At 66.6% G+C, this 15,554-nt stretch carries 17 protein-coding genes and 2 tRNA genes; 6 read left to right on the top strand and 13 right to left on the bottom strand.

From position 1 onward, the window contains the following. From DI526_RS06865 to aroA, 3 genes are all read right to left on the bottom strand, one after another. Positions 1-1,234, bottom strand: a 1,234-nt coding sequence (locus tag DI526_RS06865; protein ID WP_304275795.1) for a 30S ribosomal protein S1, incomplete at its 3' end; no start/stop codon positions are given. A gap of 148 nt (positions 1,235-1,382) precedes the next feature. After that, entirely contained in the window at positions 1,383-2,024 is a 642-nt protein-coding gene (cmk, locus tag DI526_RS06860) for a (d)CMP kinase (protein ID WP_304275792.1), read from the bottom strand. A gap of 3 nt (positions 2,025-2,027) precedes the next feature. Then, positions 2,028-3,359: a 3-phosphoshikimate 1-carboxyvinyltransferase gene (aroA, locus tag DI526_RS06855; RefSeq protein ID WP_304275789.1), complete on the bottom strand. Its 1,332-nt coding sequence runs from the start codon at positions 3,357-3,359 to the stop codon at positions 2,028-2,030. 118 nt (positions 3,360-3,477) lie between these two features. On the opposite strand from aroA, the gene DI526_RS06850 reads away from it, so the two are divergent. The 4 genes from DI526_RS06850 to DI526_RS06835 all read left to right on the top strand — a co-directional run bounded on the left by DI526_RS06850 (position 3,478) and on the right by DI526_RS06835 (position 5,251). Continuing rightward, positions 3,478-3,945 (top strand): TIGR02300 family protein, encoded by a 468-nt coding sequence (locus DI526_RS06850; protein WP_099537644.1) that lies wholly within the window; start codon positions 3,478-3,480, stop codon positions 3,943-3,945. A gap of 215 nt (positions 3,946-4,160) precedes the next feature. Further along, positions 4,161-4,236, top strand: a tRNA-Ala gene (locus tag DI526_RS06845). Positions 4,237-4,440: 204 nt separating this feature from the next. Continuing rightward, entirely contained in the window at positions 4,441-4,866 is a 426-nt protein-coding gene (locus DI526_RS06840; protein ID WP_304275784.1) for an Hsp20 family protein, read from the top strand. Between the two features lie 115 nt (positions 4,867-4,981). After that, entirely contained in the window at positions 4,982-5,251 is a 270-nt protein-coding gene (locus tag DI526_RS06835) for a DUF1150 family protein (protein WP_304275782.1), read from the top strand. 22 nt (positions 5,252-5,273) lie between these two features. Here the strand turns inward: DI526_RS06835 and ptsN are convergent, their stop codons facing one another. The 9 genes from ptsN to DI526_RS06790 all read right to left on the bottom strand — a co-directional run bounded on the left by ptsN (position 5,274) and on the right by DI526_RS06790 (position 11,860). Next, on the bottom strand, positions 5,274-5,738 hold the full coding sequence (ptsN, locus tag DI526_RS06830) for a PTS IIA-like nitrogen regulatory protein PtsN (RefSeq protein WP_304275779.1): 465 nt from the start codon (positions 5,736-5,738) through the stop codon (positions 5,274-5,276). 86 nt (positions 5,739-5,824) lie between these two features. Beyond that, complete coding sequence (gene raiA, locus DI526_RS06825) at positions 5,825-6,457, bottom strand: ribosome hibernation-promoting factor, HPF/YfiA family (protein ID WP_304275800.1); 633 nt, start codon at positions 6,455-6,457, stop codon at positions 5,825-5,827. A 62-nt stretch (positions 6,458-6,519) separates the two neighbouring features. Then, a complete protein-coding gene (locus DI526_RS06820; RefSeq protein WP_304275777.1) occupies positions 6,520-7,131 on the bottom strand; it encodes an exopolysaccharide biosynthesis protein in 612 nt (203 codons plus the stop codon). Positions 7,132-7,225: 94 nt separating this feature from the next. Continuing rightward, positions 7,226-8,719, bottom strand: a complete 1,494-nt coding sequence (gene rpoN / locus DI526_RS06815) for an RNA polymerase factor sigma-54 (RefSeq protein WP_304275774.1) — start codon at positions 8,717-8,719, stop codon at positions 7,226-7,228. 204 nt (positions 8,720-8,923) lie between these two features. Next, positions 8,924-9,682: an LPS export ABC transporter ATP-binding protein gene (lptB, locus tag DI526_RS06810; RefSeq protein ID WP_099444257.1), complete on the bottom strand. Its 759-nt coding sequence runs from the start codon at positions 9,680-9,682 to the stop codon at positions 8,924-8,926. Between the two features lie 9 nt (positions 9,683-9,691). Continuing rightward, a complete protein-coding gene (locus DI526_RS06805) occupies positions 9,692-10,252 on the bottom strand; it encodes an LptA/OstA family protein (RefSeq protein WP_304275797.1) in 561 nt (186 codons plus the stop codon). Between the two features lie 57 nt (positions 10,253-10,309). Continuing rightward, positions 10,310-10,930, bottom strand: a complete 621-nt coding sequence (lptC, locus tag DI526_RS06800; protein ID WP_304275770.1) for an LPS export ABC transporter periplasmic protein LptC — start codon at positions 10,928-10,930, stop codon at positions 10,310-10,312. 11 nt (positions 10,931-10,941) lie between these two features. Next, on the bottom strand, positions 10,942-11,559 hold the full coding sequence (locus DI526_RS06795; RefSeq protein ID WP_304275767.1) for a ribonuclease D: 618 nt from the start codon (positions 11,557-11,559) through the stop codon (positions 10,942-10,944). Between the two features lie 214 nt (positions 11,560-11,773). After that, positions 11,774-11,860, bottom strand: a tRNA-Leu gene (locus DI526_RS06790). Positions 11,861-12,015: 155 nt separating this feature from the next. Here DI526_RS06790 and DI526_RS06785 point away from each other — a divergent pair. Beyond that, positions 12,016-12,981, top strand: a complete 966-nt coding sequence (locus tag DI526_RS06785; protein ID WP_304275763.1) for a complex I NDUFA9 subunit family protein — start codon at positions 12,016-12,018, stop codon at positions 12,979-12,981. A 76-nt stretch (positions 12,982-13,057) separates the two neighbouring features. On the opposite strand, the gene DI526_RS06780 is transcribed toward DI526_RS06785, so the two are convergent. Next, positions 13,058-13,861, bottom strand: a complete 804-nt coding sequence (locus tag DI526_RS06780) for an undecaprenyl-diphosphate phosphatase (protein ID WP_304275760.1) — start codon at positions 13,859-13,861, stop codon at positions 13,058-13,060. A 228-nt stretch (positions 13,862-14,089) separates the two neighbouring features. Between DI526_RS06780 and DI526_RS06775 the strand changes: the two genes are divergently transcribed. After that, a complete protein-coding gene (locus DI526_RS06775; protein ID WP_304275757.1) occupies positions 14,090-15,538 on the top strand; it encodes an NAD(P)-dependent oxidoreductase in 1,449 nt (482 codons plus the stop codon). The last annotated feature ends 16 nt before the right edge of the window (positions 15,539-15,554 follow it).

Raw genomic sequence — 15,554 nt, 5'->3', positions numbered from 1 at the left:
CCGGGACGCTCCAGTCGATGTCCGACAGGTGCACCATGCCGTCGATGTCGTTGTCGAGGCCGATGAACAGACCGAATTCGGTCGCGTTCTTGACTTCGCCTTCGACGGTCGAGCCGACCGGGTGCGCTTCCAGGAAAGCTTCCCACGGGTTCGCCAGGGCCTGCTTCAGGCCCAGCGAAACGCGGCGCTTGGACGGATCGACGTCCAGCACGACCACGTCGACTTCTTGCGAGGTCGAGACGATCTTGCCGGGGTGGACGTTCTTCTTGGTCCAGGACATTTCCGAGACGTGCACCAGGCCTTCAACGCCGGCTTCCAGCTCCACGAAGGCGCCGTAGTCGGTGATGTTGGTGATGCGACCGGTGAACTTGGCGCCGACCGGGTACTTGGCTTCAACGCCGTCCCACGGATCCGACTGCAGCTGCTTCATGCCGAGGCTGATGCGCTGGGTGTCCGGGTTGATCTTGACGATCTGGACCTTCACGGTGTCGCCCACAGCGAGCACTTGGCTCGGGTGGTTGACGCGCTTCCAGCTCATGTCGGTGACGTGCAGCAGGCCGTCGATGCCGCCCAGGTCGACGAACGCACCGTAGTCGGTGATGTTCTTGACGACGCCTTCGCGGATTTCACCCTCTTGCAGCTGCGACACCAGCTCGGTGCGCTGCTCGGCGCGGGCTTCTTCCAGGATGGCGCGACGCGAGACGACGATGTTGCCGCGCGGACGGTCCATCTTGAGGATGGCGAAGGGCTGTTCCTTGCCCATCAGCGGGCCGACGTCGCGGACCGGACGAATATCGACTTGCGAGCCCGGCAGGAAGGCCGAGGCGCCGCCCAGGTCGACCGTGAAGCCGCCCTTCACGCGGCCGACGATCGCGCCCATGACGGGTTCGTTGCGGGCGTAGACGCCTTCCAGACGGGTCCAGGCTTCTTCGCGCTTGGCCTTTTCGCGGCTGATGACCGCTTCGCCCATGGCGTTTTCGAGGCGTTCCAGGAACACTTCGACGGTGTCGCCAGCCTTGACGGTCGGCTTGCCGTTCTCGTCGACGCCGAATTCCTTCAGCTGGACGCGGCCTTCGGTCTTCAGACCGACGTCGATGATGGCGAAGTCCTTTTCGACCCCGACGACCTTACCCTTGACGACGGTGCCTTCGGCGAAGTCACGGCCGCCCATCGAGTCGTTGAGGAGCGCTTCGAAATCGTCGCGCGTCGGGTTGAAGCTCATATCGTCAGCCATGCTGATCTTTGGTCTCTAGGTTGGGGGAACCCCTGCGATGAGCCCCGTCGCGAGACGGTTCTCGGGATTCCGGATGAAGTGGGTTTGATAAGGCGGGCCCGCGATGGTCTTGATCGCGGCGAGGCCGGCGGTGGATTTGCCCCTCCGGCTAGAGCCGGTGACGGGCGCGCGCGTCCTCGACGATACGGCGGGCCGCATCGAAGGCCTGCTCTATAGTCATTTCCGACGTATCGAGCAAGACGGCGTCGGCAGCCTGCGTCATCGGCGCGTCCTTTCGACCGCCGTCGCGCGCGTCGCGCTTGTGGATGTCGGCGAGAATATCCTCGAAATCGACCGCCTCGCCCTGGCCGACAAGCTGCTTCCAGCGCCGCTCGGCCCGCACTTCGGGCCTGGCGGTGACATAGAGCTTGGCCGGCGCGTGAGGCGCGATCACGGTGCCGATGTCGCGACCGTCGAGCACGGAGCCCGGCTGGCGCTGGGTGAAATCGCGCTGCAGGTCGAACAGGGCCGCGCGGACTCCGGGGTGCACGGCGACGCGGCTGGCCGCCTCGCCCGCCGCCCGCGTACGCACCTCCGCCCGATCGAGCTCGGAGAGATCGAGCGTGCGCGCCACGGCCTCGGCGGCGATCGGGTCGTCCAGGTCGCCCGTCCCCGCCAGAACGCCGAGGCCGACCGCGCGATAGAGCAGGCCCGTATCCAGCAGCGGGTAGCCGTAGAGGCCCGCCAGCCGTCCGGCGATCGTGCCCTTGCCGGAAGCGGCGGGCCCGTCGACAGCGATCACGAACGCCACGGCTCAGGCTTCCGCCAGAGTCGCGCCAAGGCCACGCATCAGCTCGGCGAAGCCCGGGAAGCTGGTGGCGATCATGCCGGGCTCGTCGACGGCGACCGGCGCCTGGGCGGCCATGCCCAGGATCAGGTGGCTCATGGCGATCCGGTGGTCGCCGTGGGTGGTCACGGTGGCGCCACCCTTCGGCGGCTGGCCCGAGCCTGTAACGATGAAGCCCTCCGGCTCCTCGACGACCGCGACGCCGCAGGCCTTCAGGCCATTGGCGGTCAGGGCGATACGGTCGCTTTCCTTGACCCGCATCTCGCCGACGCCGCGCATGATCGTCTCGCCCTCGGCGAAGGCCGCGGCGATCGCCAGGATCGGGTATTCGTCAATCATCGAGGGCGCGCGTTCGGGAGGGACGACGACGCCCTTGAGCTTGGAGTAGCGCGCGGTGATGTCGCCGACGTCCTCGCCGCTCGACAGGCGCTGGTTCGAAATCACCAGATCCGCGCCCATCTCCTGCAGGGTCGTGAAGAGACCGGTGCGCAGTTCGTTGAGCATCACGCCCTCGACCGTGACCTCGGAGCCCGGAACGATCAGGCCGGCGACCAGCGGGAAGGCGGCCGAGGACGGATCGCCCGGGACGGCCACGTGGGTACCGGTCAGCTTCTGGCCTTCGGGCAGGCGGATATGCCGGATCGTCCTATCGCCGGCGACGCGGTCCTCGACGATCACCTCGGCGCCGAACGCGCGCAGCATGCGCTCGGTATGGTCGCGCGTGGCTTCGGGCTCGATCACCTCGACGCCGCCCTCTGCGTGCAGGCCCGCCAGCAGCACCGCCGACTTCACCTGGGCCGAGGCCATGGGCAGGGTGTATTGCAGGCCGCGCAGGTTCCCGCCCTTCAGGGTCAGCGGCAGCCGCCCCTTGTCGCGGCCGAGCCAGGTCGCGCCCATCCGCGCCAGCGGGTCCAGAACCCGGCCCATCGGTCGTCCGCGCAACGAGCTGTCGCCGGTGAAGGTCGCGCACATCGCAAAGCCCGCCGCGGCGCCCATGATCAGGCGCACGCCCGTACCGGCGTTGCCGCAGTCGATCACGTCAGCGGGCTCCGAAAAGCCGCCCTGGCCCTCGATGCGCCAGCGACCGACGCCTTCCTGTTCGATCCGCGCGCCAAAGGCCTGCATGGCCCGCGCGGTGGCGAGGACATCGTCGCCCTCGAGAAGACCCTCGACCGTCGTGGTTCCGGTCGCGAGCGCGCCCAGGATCATCGAACGGTGCGATATGGACTTGTCTCCCGGAGCGCGCACGATCCCTCGCAGAGCGCTTCCGGGGGCGCTCTTCAATCCAGCCGACGACATGCCGAAACCGGCTCCTTAGTACTTGGTGGTTTTCGCGAAGGGGTTTGCTTTTGACAGCGGCCTCCCGACATGGCAAGTCACCCGCCGCTTTTCCCATCCGGATCAAAGGGTCGCCACCTTGGCCAATCCCGACTTGGGCGCAAAACAAATCTGCCCCAACTGCCAATCGAAGTTCTATGACCTCAACCGCCGTCCGGCCGTTTGCCCCAAGTGCGGCGAGCAGTTCGACCCGGAAGAGGCCCTGAAGTCGCGTCGCGTCCGCGCTCGCGCCATCACGCCGGACTATGAGTCCGACGACGAAAAGGAGTCGGTCGCTCCGAAGGAGGAGGACGGCTTCGAGGATGAAGTCGACGAAACTCCGGAAATCGACGAGGCGGCCGAGGCCGACGTCGTCGAGACGGACGACGAAGACGCCGAGCCGGGCGCCACGCCCGCTGGCGACGCCGACCTGGGCGTCGACTTCGCCGAGGACGATGACCTCGCCGAAGACGAAGCCGACGACGTGCCGTTCCTGGAGGACGAGGACGACGACGATATCCTCGACGAGGAAATCGAAGGTCTGCCCGGCGAGGGCGACGACGACTGATCCAGCGGACAGCCGGCTTCGATCCTGTCGAAACCGGCTGTCCACAGGCGTTTTTGGGGCCGCGACATTTTTCTCGAAAAAAGTTCGAGAAGAGGCTTGATCCCAAAAAAATCCCGGACTAGTTTCCGCGCCTCTTCGGGGGGCGACGCAAGTCTGAAACGCCGAAGAGACCAAGGATTTCCGAGAGTTACCGCTAGGTTTTCTCAGAAATATTTGGGGCTATAGCTCAGCTGGTAGAGCGCTTGAATGGCATTCAAGAGGTCAGCGGTTCGACTCCGCTTAGCTCCACCATCAAGGCCCGGACGGGAACGTCCGGGCCTTGTCCATTTCTGGACCTGACCGTCCTCACGTGGGCGAAGCAGCCCACCTCCCCAAAGCCCGTTCCCTCTTGAACCCTTCGTCCCCGCTCGCCATCTCTAGCGGCGTGTCGCGGGGAGAAGCGCCGATCCTCGGGTTTGTCGCCGCGAACGAAGTCGCTTGAGCGAGGACTTCGCGATGACCCGGACGATCCTGTTCGACAGCCCCTTCCTGTTGGGCTTCGAGCACACCCGAGACCTGATCGAGCGCGCCGCCAAGGCCGCGTCCGAAAGCTATCCGCCGTACAATGTCGAACAGGCCGAAAACGGCGGCGTGCGGATCACCCTGGCCGTGGCGGGTTTTTCGCCTGAACAGCTCCAGGTGACCGTCGAGGGCGGCCAATTGATCGTGGCCGGCAAACGCGACGCCGATGGCCGCGGCGAGGCCGAGCGCGCCTTCCTGCATCGCGGGATCGCGGCCCGCGGCTTCCTGCGCACCTTCGTGCTCGCCGAGGGCATGGAGGTCCAGGCGGCGACCCTGGAGCACGGCCTCCTGCATATCGATCTCGCCCGGCCGGAGCCCGAGCGGCTGGTCAGGCGCATTCCGATCCGAAGCGCGGGCTGACTGCGCTCAAACGCCAATTTTCGCGGGTCAAACGACCGCGTGGAACGAACCTCTCCCGGCGCGGGCTGAACCGGCCGGTGGAAGGCGCGTTCCCTAATCGAAGGAGGTGGTCATCATGACGCCTAACACCCATCACAGCACGCTCTTCACGAGCGAAGCCTTCGCCGCGCTCGGCGCCCCGGACCTCGTCTACGTGCGGCCGATCAAGGCGGCCGAAGTGCTGGCGGATGCGCCGGAGGGCGTCGAGGACTTCAACCTCTCGCCAGACCAGACCCTTTACGCAGTCTGCCGCGCGGACGGCGCGCGCCTGGCCGTGATGATCGACCGCGACACCGCGATCGCGGCCGCCTTGGCGCACGAACTGGCGCCCGTTTCAGTACACTAAGCCTGCCGGCCGGCGGGTCGCCTCAGGCGGCCGCGCCGGTCGTTTCCTGCGTCAGCAACACATGGATCGCGTCGGCCGAGCGGGCTTGGCGCAAGGCGAGGCGTATCTCGGGCTGGCGCAGCACGCGGGCCACGCGAGCCAGGGCGCGCAAATGCTGGGCGCTGGCGTCCGCGGGCGCGAACAACGCGATCATCAGGTCCACCGGCTTGTCATCAAGCGCTTCGAACGCGACCGGCGTGTCCAGCCGCACGACGACCGCGCGCACGCGGTCAACGCCGTCGATACGCGCGTGGGGGATGGCCACACCCTCGCCGACGCCCGTCGAGCCGACAGCTTCGCGCTCGAGCAGTCCATCCAGGACAGCCTCGGCGTCGACGCCAAGCACGCGCCCAGCCACGTCCGCAACCAGCGAAAGCGCCTGACGCTTGCCCGGCGCACCGGCGCGCAACGCCACCGCCCCCGGATCTAGAAGGTCGCCAATGGTCATAGCTTCTAACGCCTGCTCGTTGTCGACCGCCTTGGCGCCGTCGCCGCAGATCCGCCGACGGCGCCACCGACCGTGACACGGTCCGGTTAGCTCGCGGTTGACCCGTGCCCGTTCAGCGACTTCGTGCGTTCGGGATCGATCCAGCCGATATTCCCGTCTGGACGCCGATAAACCACGGACAATCCGCCGTGGGCGGCGTTCCTAAACACGATTGCCGGGTAGCCGGTCAAGTCCAGTTCCATGACAGCCATGGAAACGGTCATTGTCTTCAATGCGGCCTGGGTCTCCGCGATGACCATGGCCGCGGGCGCACCCGTCGGGTGGTCGATATCCACGTCCCAGTCGTGATCTTCGCCATCGTCGGCCTCGGGCGACCGAAGGACGAACATGGCCGCGTTCTCGACCTGCTTGGCCGTCGCCGCCGCCGAGTGGCTCTTGAGGCGTCGCTTGTATCGTCGGATCCGCGTGTCAATCTTGGCCAGGGCGGCGTCGAAGGCGGCGTGAGCGTCGCCTCCGGACCCGTGGCTGATCAGTTGCTGACCCGAGGCCAGCTTGACCGAACAATCGACACGGAAGGCGTAACCCTCCTTGCTGACCACGACCTCGGCGGCGCCGCCGCGATCGAAGTACTTGCCGATGCTTAGGGCGATTTCGTCGGAGACTCGCGCTCGCAGAGCCTCGCCAACGTCGACATGCTTGCCGGAAACTTGGACTTGCATACCGATACAACGCGCCTGTCTCGAACAGGTGTCAAGCGGTCGCAACGCCCCTTAAGGCGCCGTCAGAATAGGGCTGAAAACACGACCGCGAGCTTGCGGACGGCCATGATCACCACGTGCGCGCTGAGGAACAGCAGCCCCCCGCTGAACAGCGCCATCAGGTAGCCCGCCAGGGCCAGGATTCCATCCCGCTGCAGCAGGGCCAGGGCCAGGATCGCCACCGTCGCGCCGGGCGCCAGGTTGCCCAGTGGGATGGGCAAGACCAGGACCAGGGCCAGCAGCGTGCACACCACGCCGATGGCGCGCTCGCCCACCGGTGCGAACATTGGCCGCAACCTGGGACGGGTGATCAGCTCCATGCTCCGCACGATCGGCGCCAACCGGCGGAAGAGCCCCCGCATGTCGTCACGCTTGAGAGGCTTTTCCGTCAGTTTCTTCGGCAGCCAAGGATGGTCGGCGCCCATCGCGATCTGCGGCGCCAGGAACAGGATCGGCAGGGACAGGATCGTCGATGACCCCGGGGGCAGAGGGAGAGTGTTCAGCAGGCCGAAGACCAGCAGCATGGCCCCGAACGCGCGGCTGTCGAAGGCGTCCAGCATCTCGCCGACGGTCAGGGTCGGGCGCTCGTCCTCGCCAAACCCCTCGATCACTTCCGCCAGGCTCTTCTCGCTCATCGGTTCCTCGTCACGCCCGCACAGGAACGCGCGGGAGCCGATTAGGCCGCGCGCCAGAGGGGCCTGGGCGACGTCGAACGCTCATATAAGGTGTTCAGGCCATTTCCTTCATCAGCCGGCGACGCTCGACCGATGAGGGGATGCGCATGGCCTCGCGATACTTGGCGACCGTTCGCCGGGCGATATCCACGCCGGCGGCCTTGAGGATCTCGACGATGCGATCGTCGGAGTGGACGTCGGCCTCGGTCTTTTCCGCGTCGACCAGGCCCTTAATCTTGTGGCGGACACTGGCCGCCGAGTGAGCCTCGCCGCCCTCGGAGGACTGGATGGCCGAGGTGAAGAAGAACTTCAGCTCGAAAACGCCGCGCGGCGTGGCGATGTATTTGTTCGAGGTGACGCGGCTGACGGTGCTTTCGTGCATGCAGATCGCGTCGGCCACCGTCTTCAGGTTCAGCGGGCGCAGGTGTTCGACGCCGTAGGCGAGGAAGCCGTCCTGCTGGCGCACGATCTCGCTGGAGACCTTCAGGATGGTCTTGGCGCGCTGGTCCAGGCTCTTCACCAGCCAGTTGGCCGAGGCCATGCAGTCGGCGACGAAGGTCTTTTCCTGGTCGCTGCGCGCGCCCTTTGCCACCCGGGCGTGATAGCGCTGGTCGACCAGCACCCGCGGCAGGGTGTCGGTGTTCAGCTCGACATGCCACATGCCGCCCAGGCCCTCGCGGACCATCACGTCAGGCACCAGCGTCTCGGCCGGCTCGCTGTAATAGGCCGCGCCAGGACGCGGATTGAGCGCCCGGACCTCGGCGATCATCTCGCGCAGATCCTCGTCATCGACGCCGCACGCGCGCCGTAGGCCGGCCAGATCGCGCTTGGCCAGCAGCTCGAGGTGGTCGAGCATCGCCGCCATGGCGGGATCGTAGCGGTTCAGATCCTTGAGCTGCAGGGCCAGGCATTCGCGCACATCGCGCGCGAAGACGCCGGCGGGCTCGAAGCCCTGGAGCACGCTCAGGACCTCTTCCACAAGCTCCAGCTCGCAGCCTAGCCGAACCGCCAGCTCGACGACGTCGAGGCGCAGATAGCCGCCCTCGTCGACCGCGTCGATCAGGACCTCGGCGATGGCGTTGCGCGCTGGCGACAGGGCCACCTGGACGAGTTGGGCGCGGAGGTGGGCCGAGAGGGTCGGCACCTCAACCAGGGCGTGCTCGTAGCCGTCCTCGCCATCGAAGGAGCCGCCGGACCCGGCGCGGGACCAGTCGATCTGGCCGCCCGCGTGTTCGGCCTCCGCCCCATCGCCCGTGGCGCGCTCTCCGGGGGAAACGTCTTCGGCGGGGGCGTCCATCTCACGGCCGGCCGCCGTGTCGGCCACGACGTCGACCTGGGTCAGGCTGGGGTCGCGCTCGCCCTCGCCGTCCGAGGCGGGCTCGCCCTCGCCTTCATCGCGCTGCAACAGCGGATTGCGCTCGAGTTCGGCCTCGACGAAGGCGTCGAGCTCGATGTTCGACAGCTGCAGAAGCTTGATCGCCTGCTGCAGTTGGGGGGTGATGACGAGGCCCTGGCCCTGCCGGAGCTCAAGTCTGTGGCTGAGCGCCAATGCGCCCTCCTGACGAACGAACAAATGTCGATCGCCATTGAAGGGCCGCTTTGGTTAACGGCTTGCCAACGCCTGCAATTATCGGGCCGGTGCGACCTTCCGCCTCGGACAATTATCGTGCCAGCCCATAACCTTCTGTTACAGAAGGGTTTCTGGTTCCGGAGCTCACCCCGGAAAGTCTTAACGGGCCCGCTTGGGGGCCCGTTACGCCCCCAACCTGGGTTCGGAGAAGCTGTCTCCCAGATACACCCGCTTAACTTCCGGGTTGTCGACGATCTCGCGCGGCGAGCCTTCGAACAGCACCTCGCCCGCGTGGATGATCGAGGCGCGGTCGATGATGTCGAGCGTCTCGCGGACATTGTGGTCGGTGATCAGGATGCCAATGCCGCGGCTCTTCAGATAGCCGATCACTTCACGGATGTCGGCGATCGCGAGGGGGTCGATGCCGGCGAATGGCTCGTCGAGCAGCATGAACGACGGCTCGCTCGCCAGGGCCCGGGCGATTTCGACGCGACGACGCTCGCCGCCAGAGAGGGCCACGGCGGGCGACTTGCGGATGTGGGTGATGCGCAGCTCTTCCAGGATGCTGGTCACCTGCTCGCGAGCCTTGCGGGCGTCCTTCTGGCGCATCTCGACCACCGCCATGACGTTCTGCTCGACCGTCATGCCGCGGAAGATCGAGGCCTCCTGCGGCAAATAGCCGACGCCGAGGCGCGCGCGCTGGAACATCGGCTGGGCCGTGATGTTCTCGCCGTCCAGGTAGATCGCGCCGTAATCGGCGGCGATCAGGCCGGTGACCATGTAGAAACACGTCGTCTTGCCGGCGCCGTTCGGCCCCAGCAGGCCCGCGACCTCGCCGCGCTTGAGGCGCAGGGAGACGTTCTTCACGACGGGGCGGTCGCCGAACGACTTGCCCACGGAATCGACGAACAGGCCGTCCATGTCGCTGGAGGTCAGGGTCATGAAACGGTCCTAGCGCTGAGCCGGCTGATCAGCCACGGCCGGCGTGTCGCTCTTCTTGCTGTCTTCCTGGTAGAACACCGCGCGAACCCGGCGCGGCGCGCTGCGTCCCTTGGCCGTGGATTCCAGCTTGGCGTCATTGGTCTTGGTGTTGACCGTCAGCCGATCGCCACGCGCCACGTCCTTGCCGCGGGTCAGGATGACGTCGCCGGTCAGAACCGCCGTGCTGTCGCTGTAGGTGTAGACCGCGCGGTCGCCGCGCGCCTTCTGGTTCTCGCTGACGACATAGACGTCGCCCTCGGCCTCCAGCCGCTGGGCGTTACCGCAGCCGCTTTCGGAGCCGGCCCGCTTGGCATTGTAGACCGTCACCTGCCGGGCGCGGAGACGTGAGCGATCCTGCAGGATCTCGACGTTCCCGCGGAAGATGATGATGCACTTGCTGTTGATCGTTTCCTGATAGTCAGCGGCCACGTCGATCGGCGCGCTCGAATCGCCTTGCTGGGCGTGGGCCGCAACAGGGCCAAGCCCAGACAGGACCAAAGCGGTCGCCGCAGCAGCCGTCCATCGCTTCATCAGAACCATGTCCTCATCCGTCGCGGCCGCCTCGGCGAACCTGCGCATTTATGTTCTTTACTGCCGTTCTAGCCGCGCGCGAACCCCGCCCCGGAAAACGATGCGGTCGCCCTTGTCATATACGGAGTAGGCGCTGGATTGCACCTGTCCGCTGGGACCTTCGCCATTCATCGTGCTCTCGCCGGTCACGTCGCCGGTCCGCGTATCGACGAACGACTCTTCGGACGCGAAGCGGTAGCCCGTGCCATCGTCCAGCCGCACATCGTCCTTGAGGGCCAGGCCGAAGTTGTCCTGCCGATAGACGCCGCTCTTGGCGGTCATCCGGGTGGGCGTGGGAGAGCCGAGGTCCAGGGTCAGGGCCGGCTGGTCCAGGAGAATGCGACGCGGGTCGGCGTCGTCGCGAATCGCCGACCGCGCGGTGATCATGAAGCTCCGCCCATCGGTCGACTGGCCGTAGAAGCGCGGGGTGATCAGGCGGATTTCGGTCTTGGCTTCGGTCGGGGGATGCGTTGCGGCCATGTAGGTGCGCCAGCCGACCTGCGAGATCACCACCAGCAGGAGCGCGCCGATCGCGATCGGCAGGACGATACGGGCCGCCAGGACGCGGCGCGAGCGGCGGCGCCAGCGCGCGAGGTCGGCGCTGATCGCTCTTCCGGTCATGGCCGCGGCAGGCTGCATCGTCCCGCCCGTCAGCTATGGGCGAAGATGTCGACGTCCTCCCACCCGGCCAGATCCAGCGAGGCGCGGTGGGGCAGGTAGTCGAAGGCGGCTTGCGCCAGGGCCATGCGGCCCTCGCGCTCGAGCATGGCGTTCAGCTTCTCGCGCAGCCCGTGCAGGTGCAGCACGTCCGAAGCCGCGTAGGCGACCTGGTCGGCGCTCAGGGCCGGCGCGCCCCAGTCAGAGGACTGTTGCGCCTTGGACAGCTCCACGCCCAGCAGCTCGCGCGTCACGTCCTTCAGGCCGTGGCGGTCCGTATAGGTGCGAGCCAGCTTCGAGGCGATCTTGGTGCAGTAGACGGGCGCGGTCACGACTCCCAGATGGAGTTCGAACATGGCGATATCAAAGCGTCCGAAGTGAAAAAGCTTCAGAACGGCAGGATCGGTCAGCAAGGCCTTGAGATTGGGACAGTCATAAGCGGGCCTGCCGAGGCGCACGACATGGGCGTCGCCATTGCCGGAAGACAGCTGCACCACGCACAGCGGATCGCGGCCCAGGCGCAGGCCCATGGTCTCCGAATCGATCGCGACGATGTTCGCGCCCGCGAACACGCCATCGGGCAGGTCGCCCTCATGAACGAAATTGGCCAAGTCTCAGAAGCCTCCGGCGAAAATCCAGTTTTAGCGCGTGCGAGGCGTTGAAACCGGGATCCGCTTTCGATCGCCACGTTCCGTCGCGTCATGCAGGCGCGCCGGATCACGCCCATCTAGAGCGTGCGCCACTTATACTCGCGATGAACGGATTAGCTATCCGGGAGGATAGTTCGGCACCACCCCAAGCTTCGCAAGAAGCCTAATCTAGGGGTGGTGCCCAGGAGAGGACTCGAACCTCCACGACCTTTCGGTCACTGGCACCTGAAGCCAGCGCGTCTACCAATTCCGCCACCTGGGCCCGCTGTCGCAACCGGTTAGGTCGCCGCGAGGCCGGGACGTTTAGGGAAAGCGTTCGGCCACGTCAACAGCGAAAAAACGACAAATCGTGATTTCGTTGCGTCGTCGCGCTTCGTCGTCTAATTCCCGCGTCATCGCATGCGACGAGGAATGAAGATGCAGGGTCTTGTCACGGTGTTCGGCGGCTCCGGTTTCGTGGGCGGCCAGGTCGTGCGGGCGCTCGCCAAGGCGGGCTATCGGGTGCGCGTAGCCGTGCGCCAGCCGAATCTGGCCTATCGCATGCGTATGCTGGGCGATGTCGGCCAGATCGAGGTGGTCCAGGCCAATGTCCGCGTGCCGGCTTCGATCGCCCGGGCGCTGGACGGCGCCGAGGCCTGCGTGAACCTGGTCGGGGTGCTCTGGGAGAGCGGCCGCCAGAAATTCCAGTCGATCCACGCCATGGGGGCGCGCAACGTCGCCGAGGCGGCCGCCAAGGCCGGCGTGACGCGCCTGGTCCACGTCAGCGCCATCGGCGCCGACATCAACGCCACCGCCAAGTACGCGCGCTCGAAGGGCGAGGGCGAGGCGGCCGTCCGCGCGGCCTTCCCCGGCGCGACCATCGTGCGCCCTTCGATCGTGTTCGGCCCCGAGGACGATTTCTTCAACCGCTTCGCCCAGATGGCCGCCCTGGCGCCGGTCATGCCGCTGGTCGGCGGCGAGACGAAGTTCCAGCCGGTGTTCGTCGGCGACGTCGCCGCGGTGATCGCCAAGGCCGTCGCCACCCCGGCCTCGGTTGGCGTGACGTACGAGCTCGGCGGTCCGACCGTCTACACGATGCGCGAGATCCTCGAGCTGATCCTGACCGAGACGGGCCGCAACCGTCCGCTGCTGCCCGTGCCGTGGCCGCTGGCCGGCCTGATCGGGTCGCTGGGCGACCTCCAGGCCTCGGTGCTGCCGCTGGCCCCGCCGCTGACCACCGACCAGGTCGAGATGCTCAAGAGCGACAATGTCGCCGACCACGGCCTGCCGGGCCTGGCGGAGGCTGGCGTCGCTGCGACCGCCGTCGAGGCCGTGGTCCCGACCTATCTCTATCGTTACCGCAAGGGCGGCCAGTACGCCGAGACCCCGGCGGGCGCTTTCTAGCGCTCTACGGCCATAGACAAATGAAAAGGGCGGACGCCGCGAAGCGTCCGCCCTTTTTGCTTTCTGGGGTCTCGCCTCAGTGGTGCAGGTACAGCGCCGCCAGGCCGCCGAGGCCGACGACGATCCGCCACCAGGCGAACGGCGCGAAGCCGCGCTTGCCGACGAAGTCGAGCATGTACTTTACGACCACCAGGCCCGAGAGGAACGACACCACGAAGCCGATCGCGACGATGCTGACGTGGCCGGCGTCCAGCGCTTCACGGTTCTTGTAGACGTCCAGGACGAAGGCTCCGACCATGATCGGGATCGCCATGAAGAAGCTGAATTCGGCGGCCGCCCGGCGCTCGATGCCGAACAGCATCGAGCCGACGATCGTCGAGCCCGAGCGTGACACGCCCGGCACCAGCGACAGGCACTGGAAGAGGCCGACGATCAGCGCCTTGTGCAGCGGCAGGGCCATGGCGTCGTGATCGACGGCGGGCGGGGCCTTCTTGTCGATGAACAGCAGGATCACGCCGCCGATCAGCAGCGACCAGCAGATGATGAGCGGGCTCTCGAACAGGAACTTCTTGATCACGTCGTGCAGCAGCAGACCGGCGGCGAAGGCCGGCGCCACGGCGACAATGACGCTGAGCGCGAAGCGGCGCGCTTCCGGCTTGGTGGGAAGGCCAACCAGCACGCCCCACAGCTTTTGGAAATAGAGAGCCACCACCGCCAGGATCGCGCCCAGCTGGATCAGGACGATGAAGGTGTCCCAGGACGGATCCTTCAATCCCATGGCCGTCTTGGTCAGCAGCAGGTGGCCGGTCGACGAGACGGGAATGAACTCCGTCAACCCCTCGACGAGACCCAGAATGATGGCGCTCAACCAGTCAGGCATGCTTCGGCTCCAGATGGACGTTCGGCGTGCACCCAAGAGGGTAAACAGGTCGTAAATCCACAAAGTGGACCATATTCCGCCTGAGATGCGACTCGATCTCAACGAGCGCACCTAAACCCCGCACATATAAGTCTATATTTTTTACCAACACATTCTTATTGCGCTGAAGAGTCCGTAAGACGCCCGCCAGAGCAATTTTTCTCCCGCAATGGAGACGAGGGAAGTCGCATGGCCGAGCGCATGCTGAAATTCATCACGGTGCCCCGCAACACGCCCGAAAAGCGTGCGGCCGGTGAGCGCTCCGGCGACTTCCACGAGATCTACGCCGACTTCATCGACGCCAAGGCCAGCGAGCAGGCGTCGCGCTGCTCGCAGTGCGGCGTGCCGTTCTGTCAGACCCACTGCCCCCTGCACAACAATATCCCCGACTGGCTGCGGATGACGGCCGAGGGCCGCCTGGAAGAAGCCTACGCCCTGTCGCAGGCGACCAATTCCATGCCGGAAGTCTGTGGCAGGATTTGCCCGCAGGATCGCCTGTGCGAAGGCAACTGCGTCATAGAGCAGTCGGGTCACGGCACCGTGACGATCGGCTCCGTCGAACGCTACCTGACCGACAAGGCCTGGGAGAATGGCTGGGTGAAGCCGCTCGTGGCCGGCGAGGCGCGCGGCCAGTCGGTTGGCGTCATCGGCGCGGGCCCCGCGGGCCTGGCCGCCGCCGAGAAGCTGCGCGAAGCTGGCTACGACGTCACCGTCTACGACCGTCACGACCGCGCCGGCGGCCTGCTGATCTACGGCATTCCCGGCTTCAAGCTGGAGAAGGACGTCGTCGAGCGCCGCACCAAGCGCCTGGCCGATGGCGGCGTCGTCTTCAAGCTGGGCTTCGAGGTCGGCAAGGACGCGACGCTGGAAGACCTGCGCGCCCAGCACGACGCCGTGCTGATCGCAGTTGGCGTCTACGCCGCGCGCGACCTGACCGTCCCCGGTGGCGGCAGCAAGGGCGTGGTGCCCGCGCTGGACTACCTGATCACCTCCAACCGCCTGTCGCTGGGCGACAGCGTCCCGGCCTACGACTCCGGCGAACTGAACGCCCATGGCAAAGACGTCGTCGTGGTCGGCGGCGGCGACACCGCCATGGACTGCGTTCGTACGGCGATCCGCCAGGGCGCGGCCTCGGTCACTTGCCTCTACCGCCGCGACAAGGCCAATATGCCGGGCTCGATGCGCGAAGTGGCCAACGCCGAGGAAGAAGGCGTGACCTTCGAATGGCTGGCCGCGCCGCGCGCCCTGTCGGGCGAGGCCGAAGCCGTCACCGGCGTCCGCGCCATCCGCATGCGCCTGGGCGCTCCCGACGCTTCGGGCCGCCAAAGCCCTGAGGAAATCCCGGGCGGCGATTTCGACCGCCCCGCCCAGCTCGTGGTCAAGGCCCTCGGCTTCGAGCCCGAGAACCTGCCCGAGCTGTGGTCGGCGCCGGACCTGAAGGTGACCCGCTGGGGCACGGTGAAGGCCGACGTCCGCAACCAGATGACCAATCTCGACGGCGTGTTCGCCGCCGGCGACATCGTGCGCGGCGCCTCGCTCGTCGTCTGGGCGATCAAGGACGGCCGCGACGCCGCCGACGCCATCCACCGCTACCTGCAGGCCAAGGTCGGCGCGCCCGCGCTGATCGCGGCGGAATAAGAGAGAGGACCCAAGA

It is taken from the genome of Caulobacter segnis, assembly GCF_003243465.1.
Taxonomy (GTDB): domain Bacteria; phylum Pseudomonadota; class Alphaproteobacteria; order Caulobacterales; family Caulobacteraceae; genus Caulobacter; species Caulobacter segnis_A.
The sequence above is the reverse complement of the archived record's forward strand: the minus strand, read 5'-3'. Positions and strand labels throughout refer to the sequence as shown.

What these genes read in the sequence shown, in the direction of transcription:
- aroA (WP_304275789.1), bottom strand. Translation starts at nt 3,359, where the DNA reads ATGTCGTCGGCTGGATTGAAGAGCGCCCCCGGAAGCGCTCTGCGAGGG.
- DI526_RS06840 (WP_304275784.1), top strand. Translation starts at nt 4,441, where the DNA reads ATGACCCGGACGATCCTGTTCGACAGCCCCTTCCTGTTGGGCTTCGAG.
- DI526_RS06835 (WP_304275782.1), top strand. Translation starts at nt 4,982, where the DNA reads ATGACGCCTAACACCCATCACAGCACGCTCTTCACGAGCGAAGCCTTC.
- ptsN (WP_304275779.1), bottom strand. Translation starts at nt 5,738, where the DNA reads ATGACCATTGGCGACCTTCTAGATCCGGGGGCGGTGGCGTTGCGCGCC.
- raiA (WP_304275800.1), bottom strand. Translation starts at nt 6,457, where the DNA reads ATGCAAGTCCAAGTTTCCGGCAAGCATGTCGACGTTGGCGAGGCTCTG.
- DI526_RS06820 (WP_304275777.1), bottom strand. Translation starts at nt 7,131, where the DNA reads ATGAGCGAGAAGAGCCTGGCGGAAGTGATCGAGGGGTTTGGCGAGGAC.
- lptB (WP_099444257.1), bottom strand. Translation starts at nt 9,682, where the DNA reads ATGACCCTGACCTCCAGCGACATGGACGGCCTGTTCGTCGATTCCGTG.
- DI526_RS06805 (WP_304275797.1), bottom strand. Translation starts at nt 10,252, where the DNA reads ATGAAGCGATGGACGGCTGCTGCGGCGACCGCTTTGGTCCTGTCTGGG.
- lptC (WP_304275770.1), bottom strand. Translation starts at nt 10,930, where the DNA reads ATGCAGCCTGCCGCGGCCATGACCGGAAGAGCGATCAGCGCCGACCTC.
- DI526_RS06785 (WP_304275763.1), top strand. Translation starts at nt 12,016, where the DNA reads ATGCAGGGTCTTGTCACGGTGTTCGGCGGCTCCGGTTTCGTGGGCGGC.
- DI526_RS06780 (WP_304275760.1), bottom strand. Translation starts at nt 13,861, where the DNA reads ATGCCTGACTGGTTGAGCGCCATCATTCTGGGTCTCGTCGAGGGGTTG.
- DI526_RS06775 (WP_304275757.1), top strand. Translation starts at nt 14,090, where the DNA reads ATGGCCGAGCGCATGCTGAAATTCATCACGGTGCCCCGCAACACGCCC.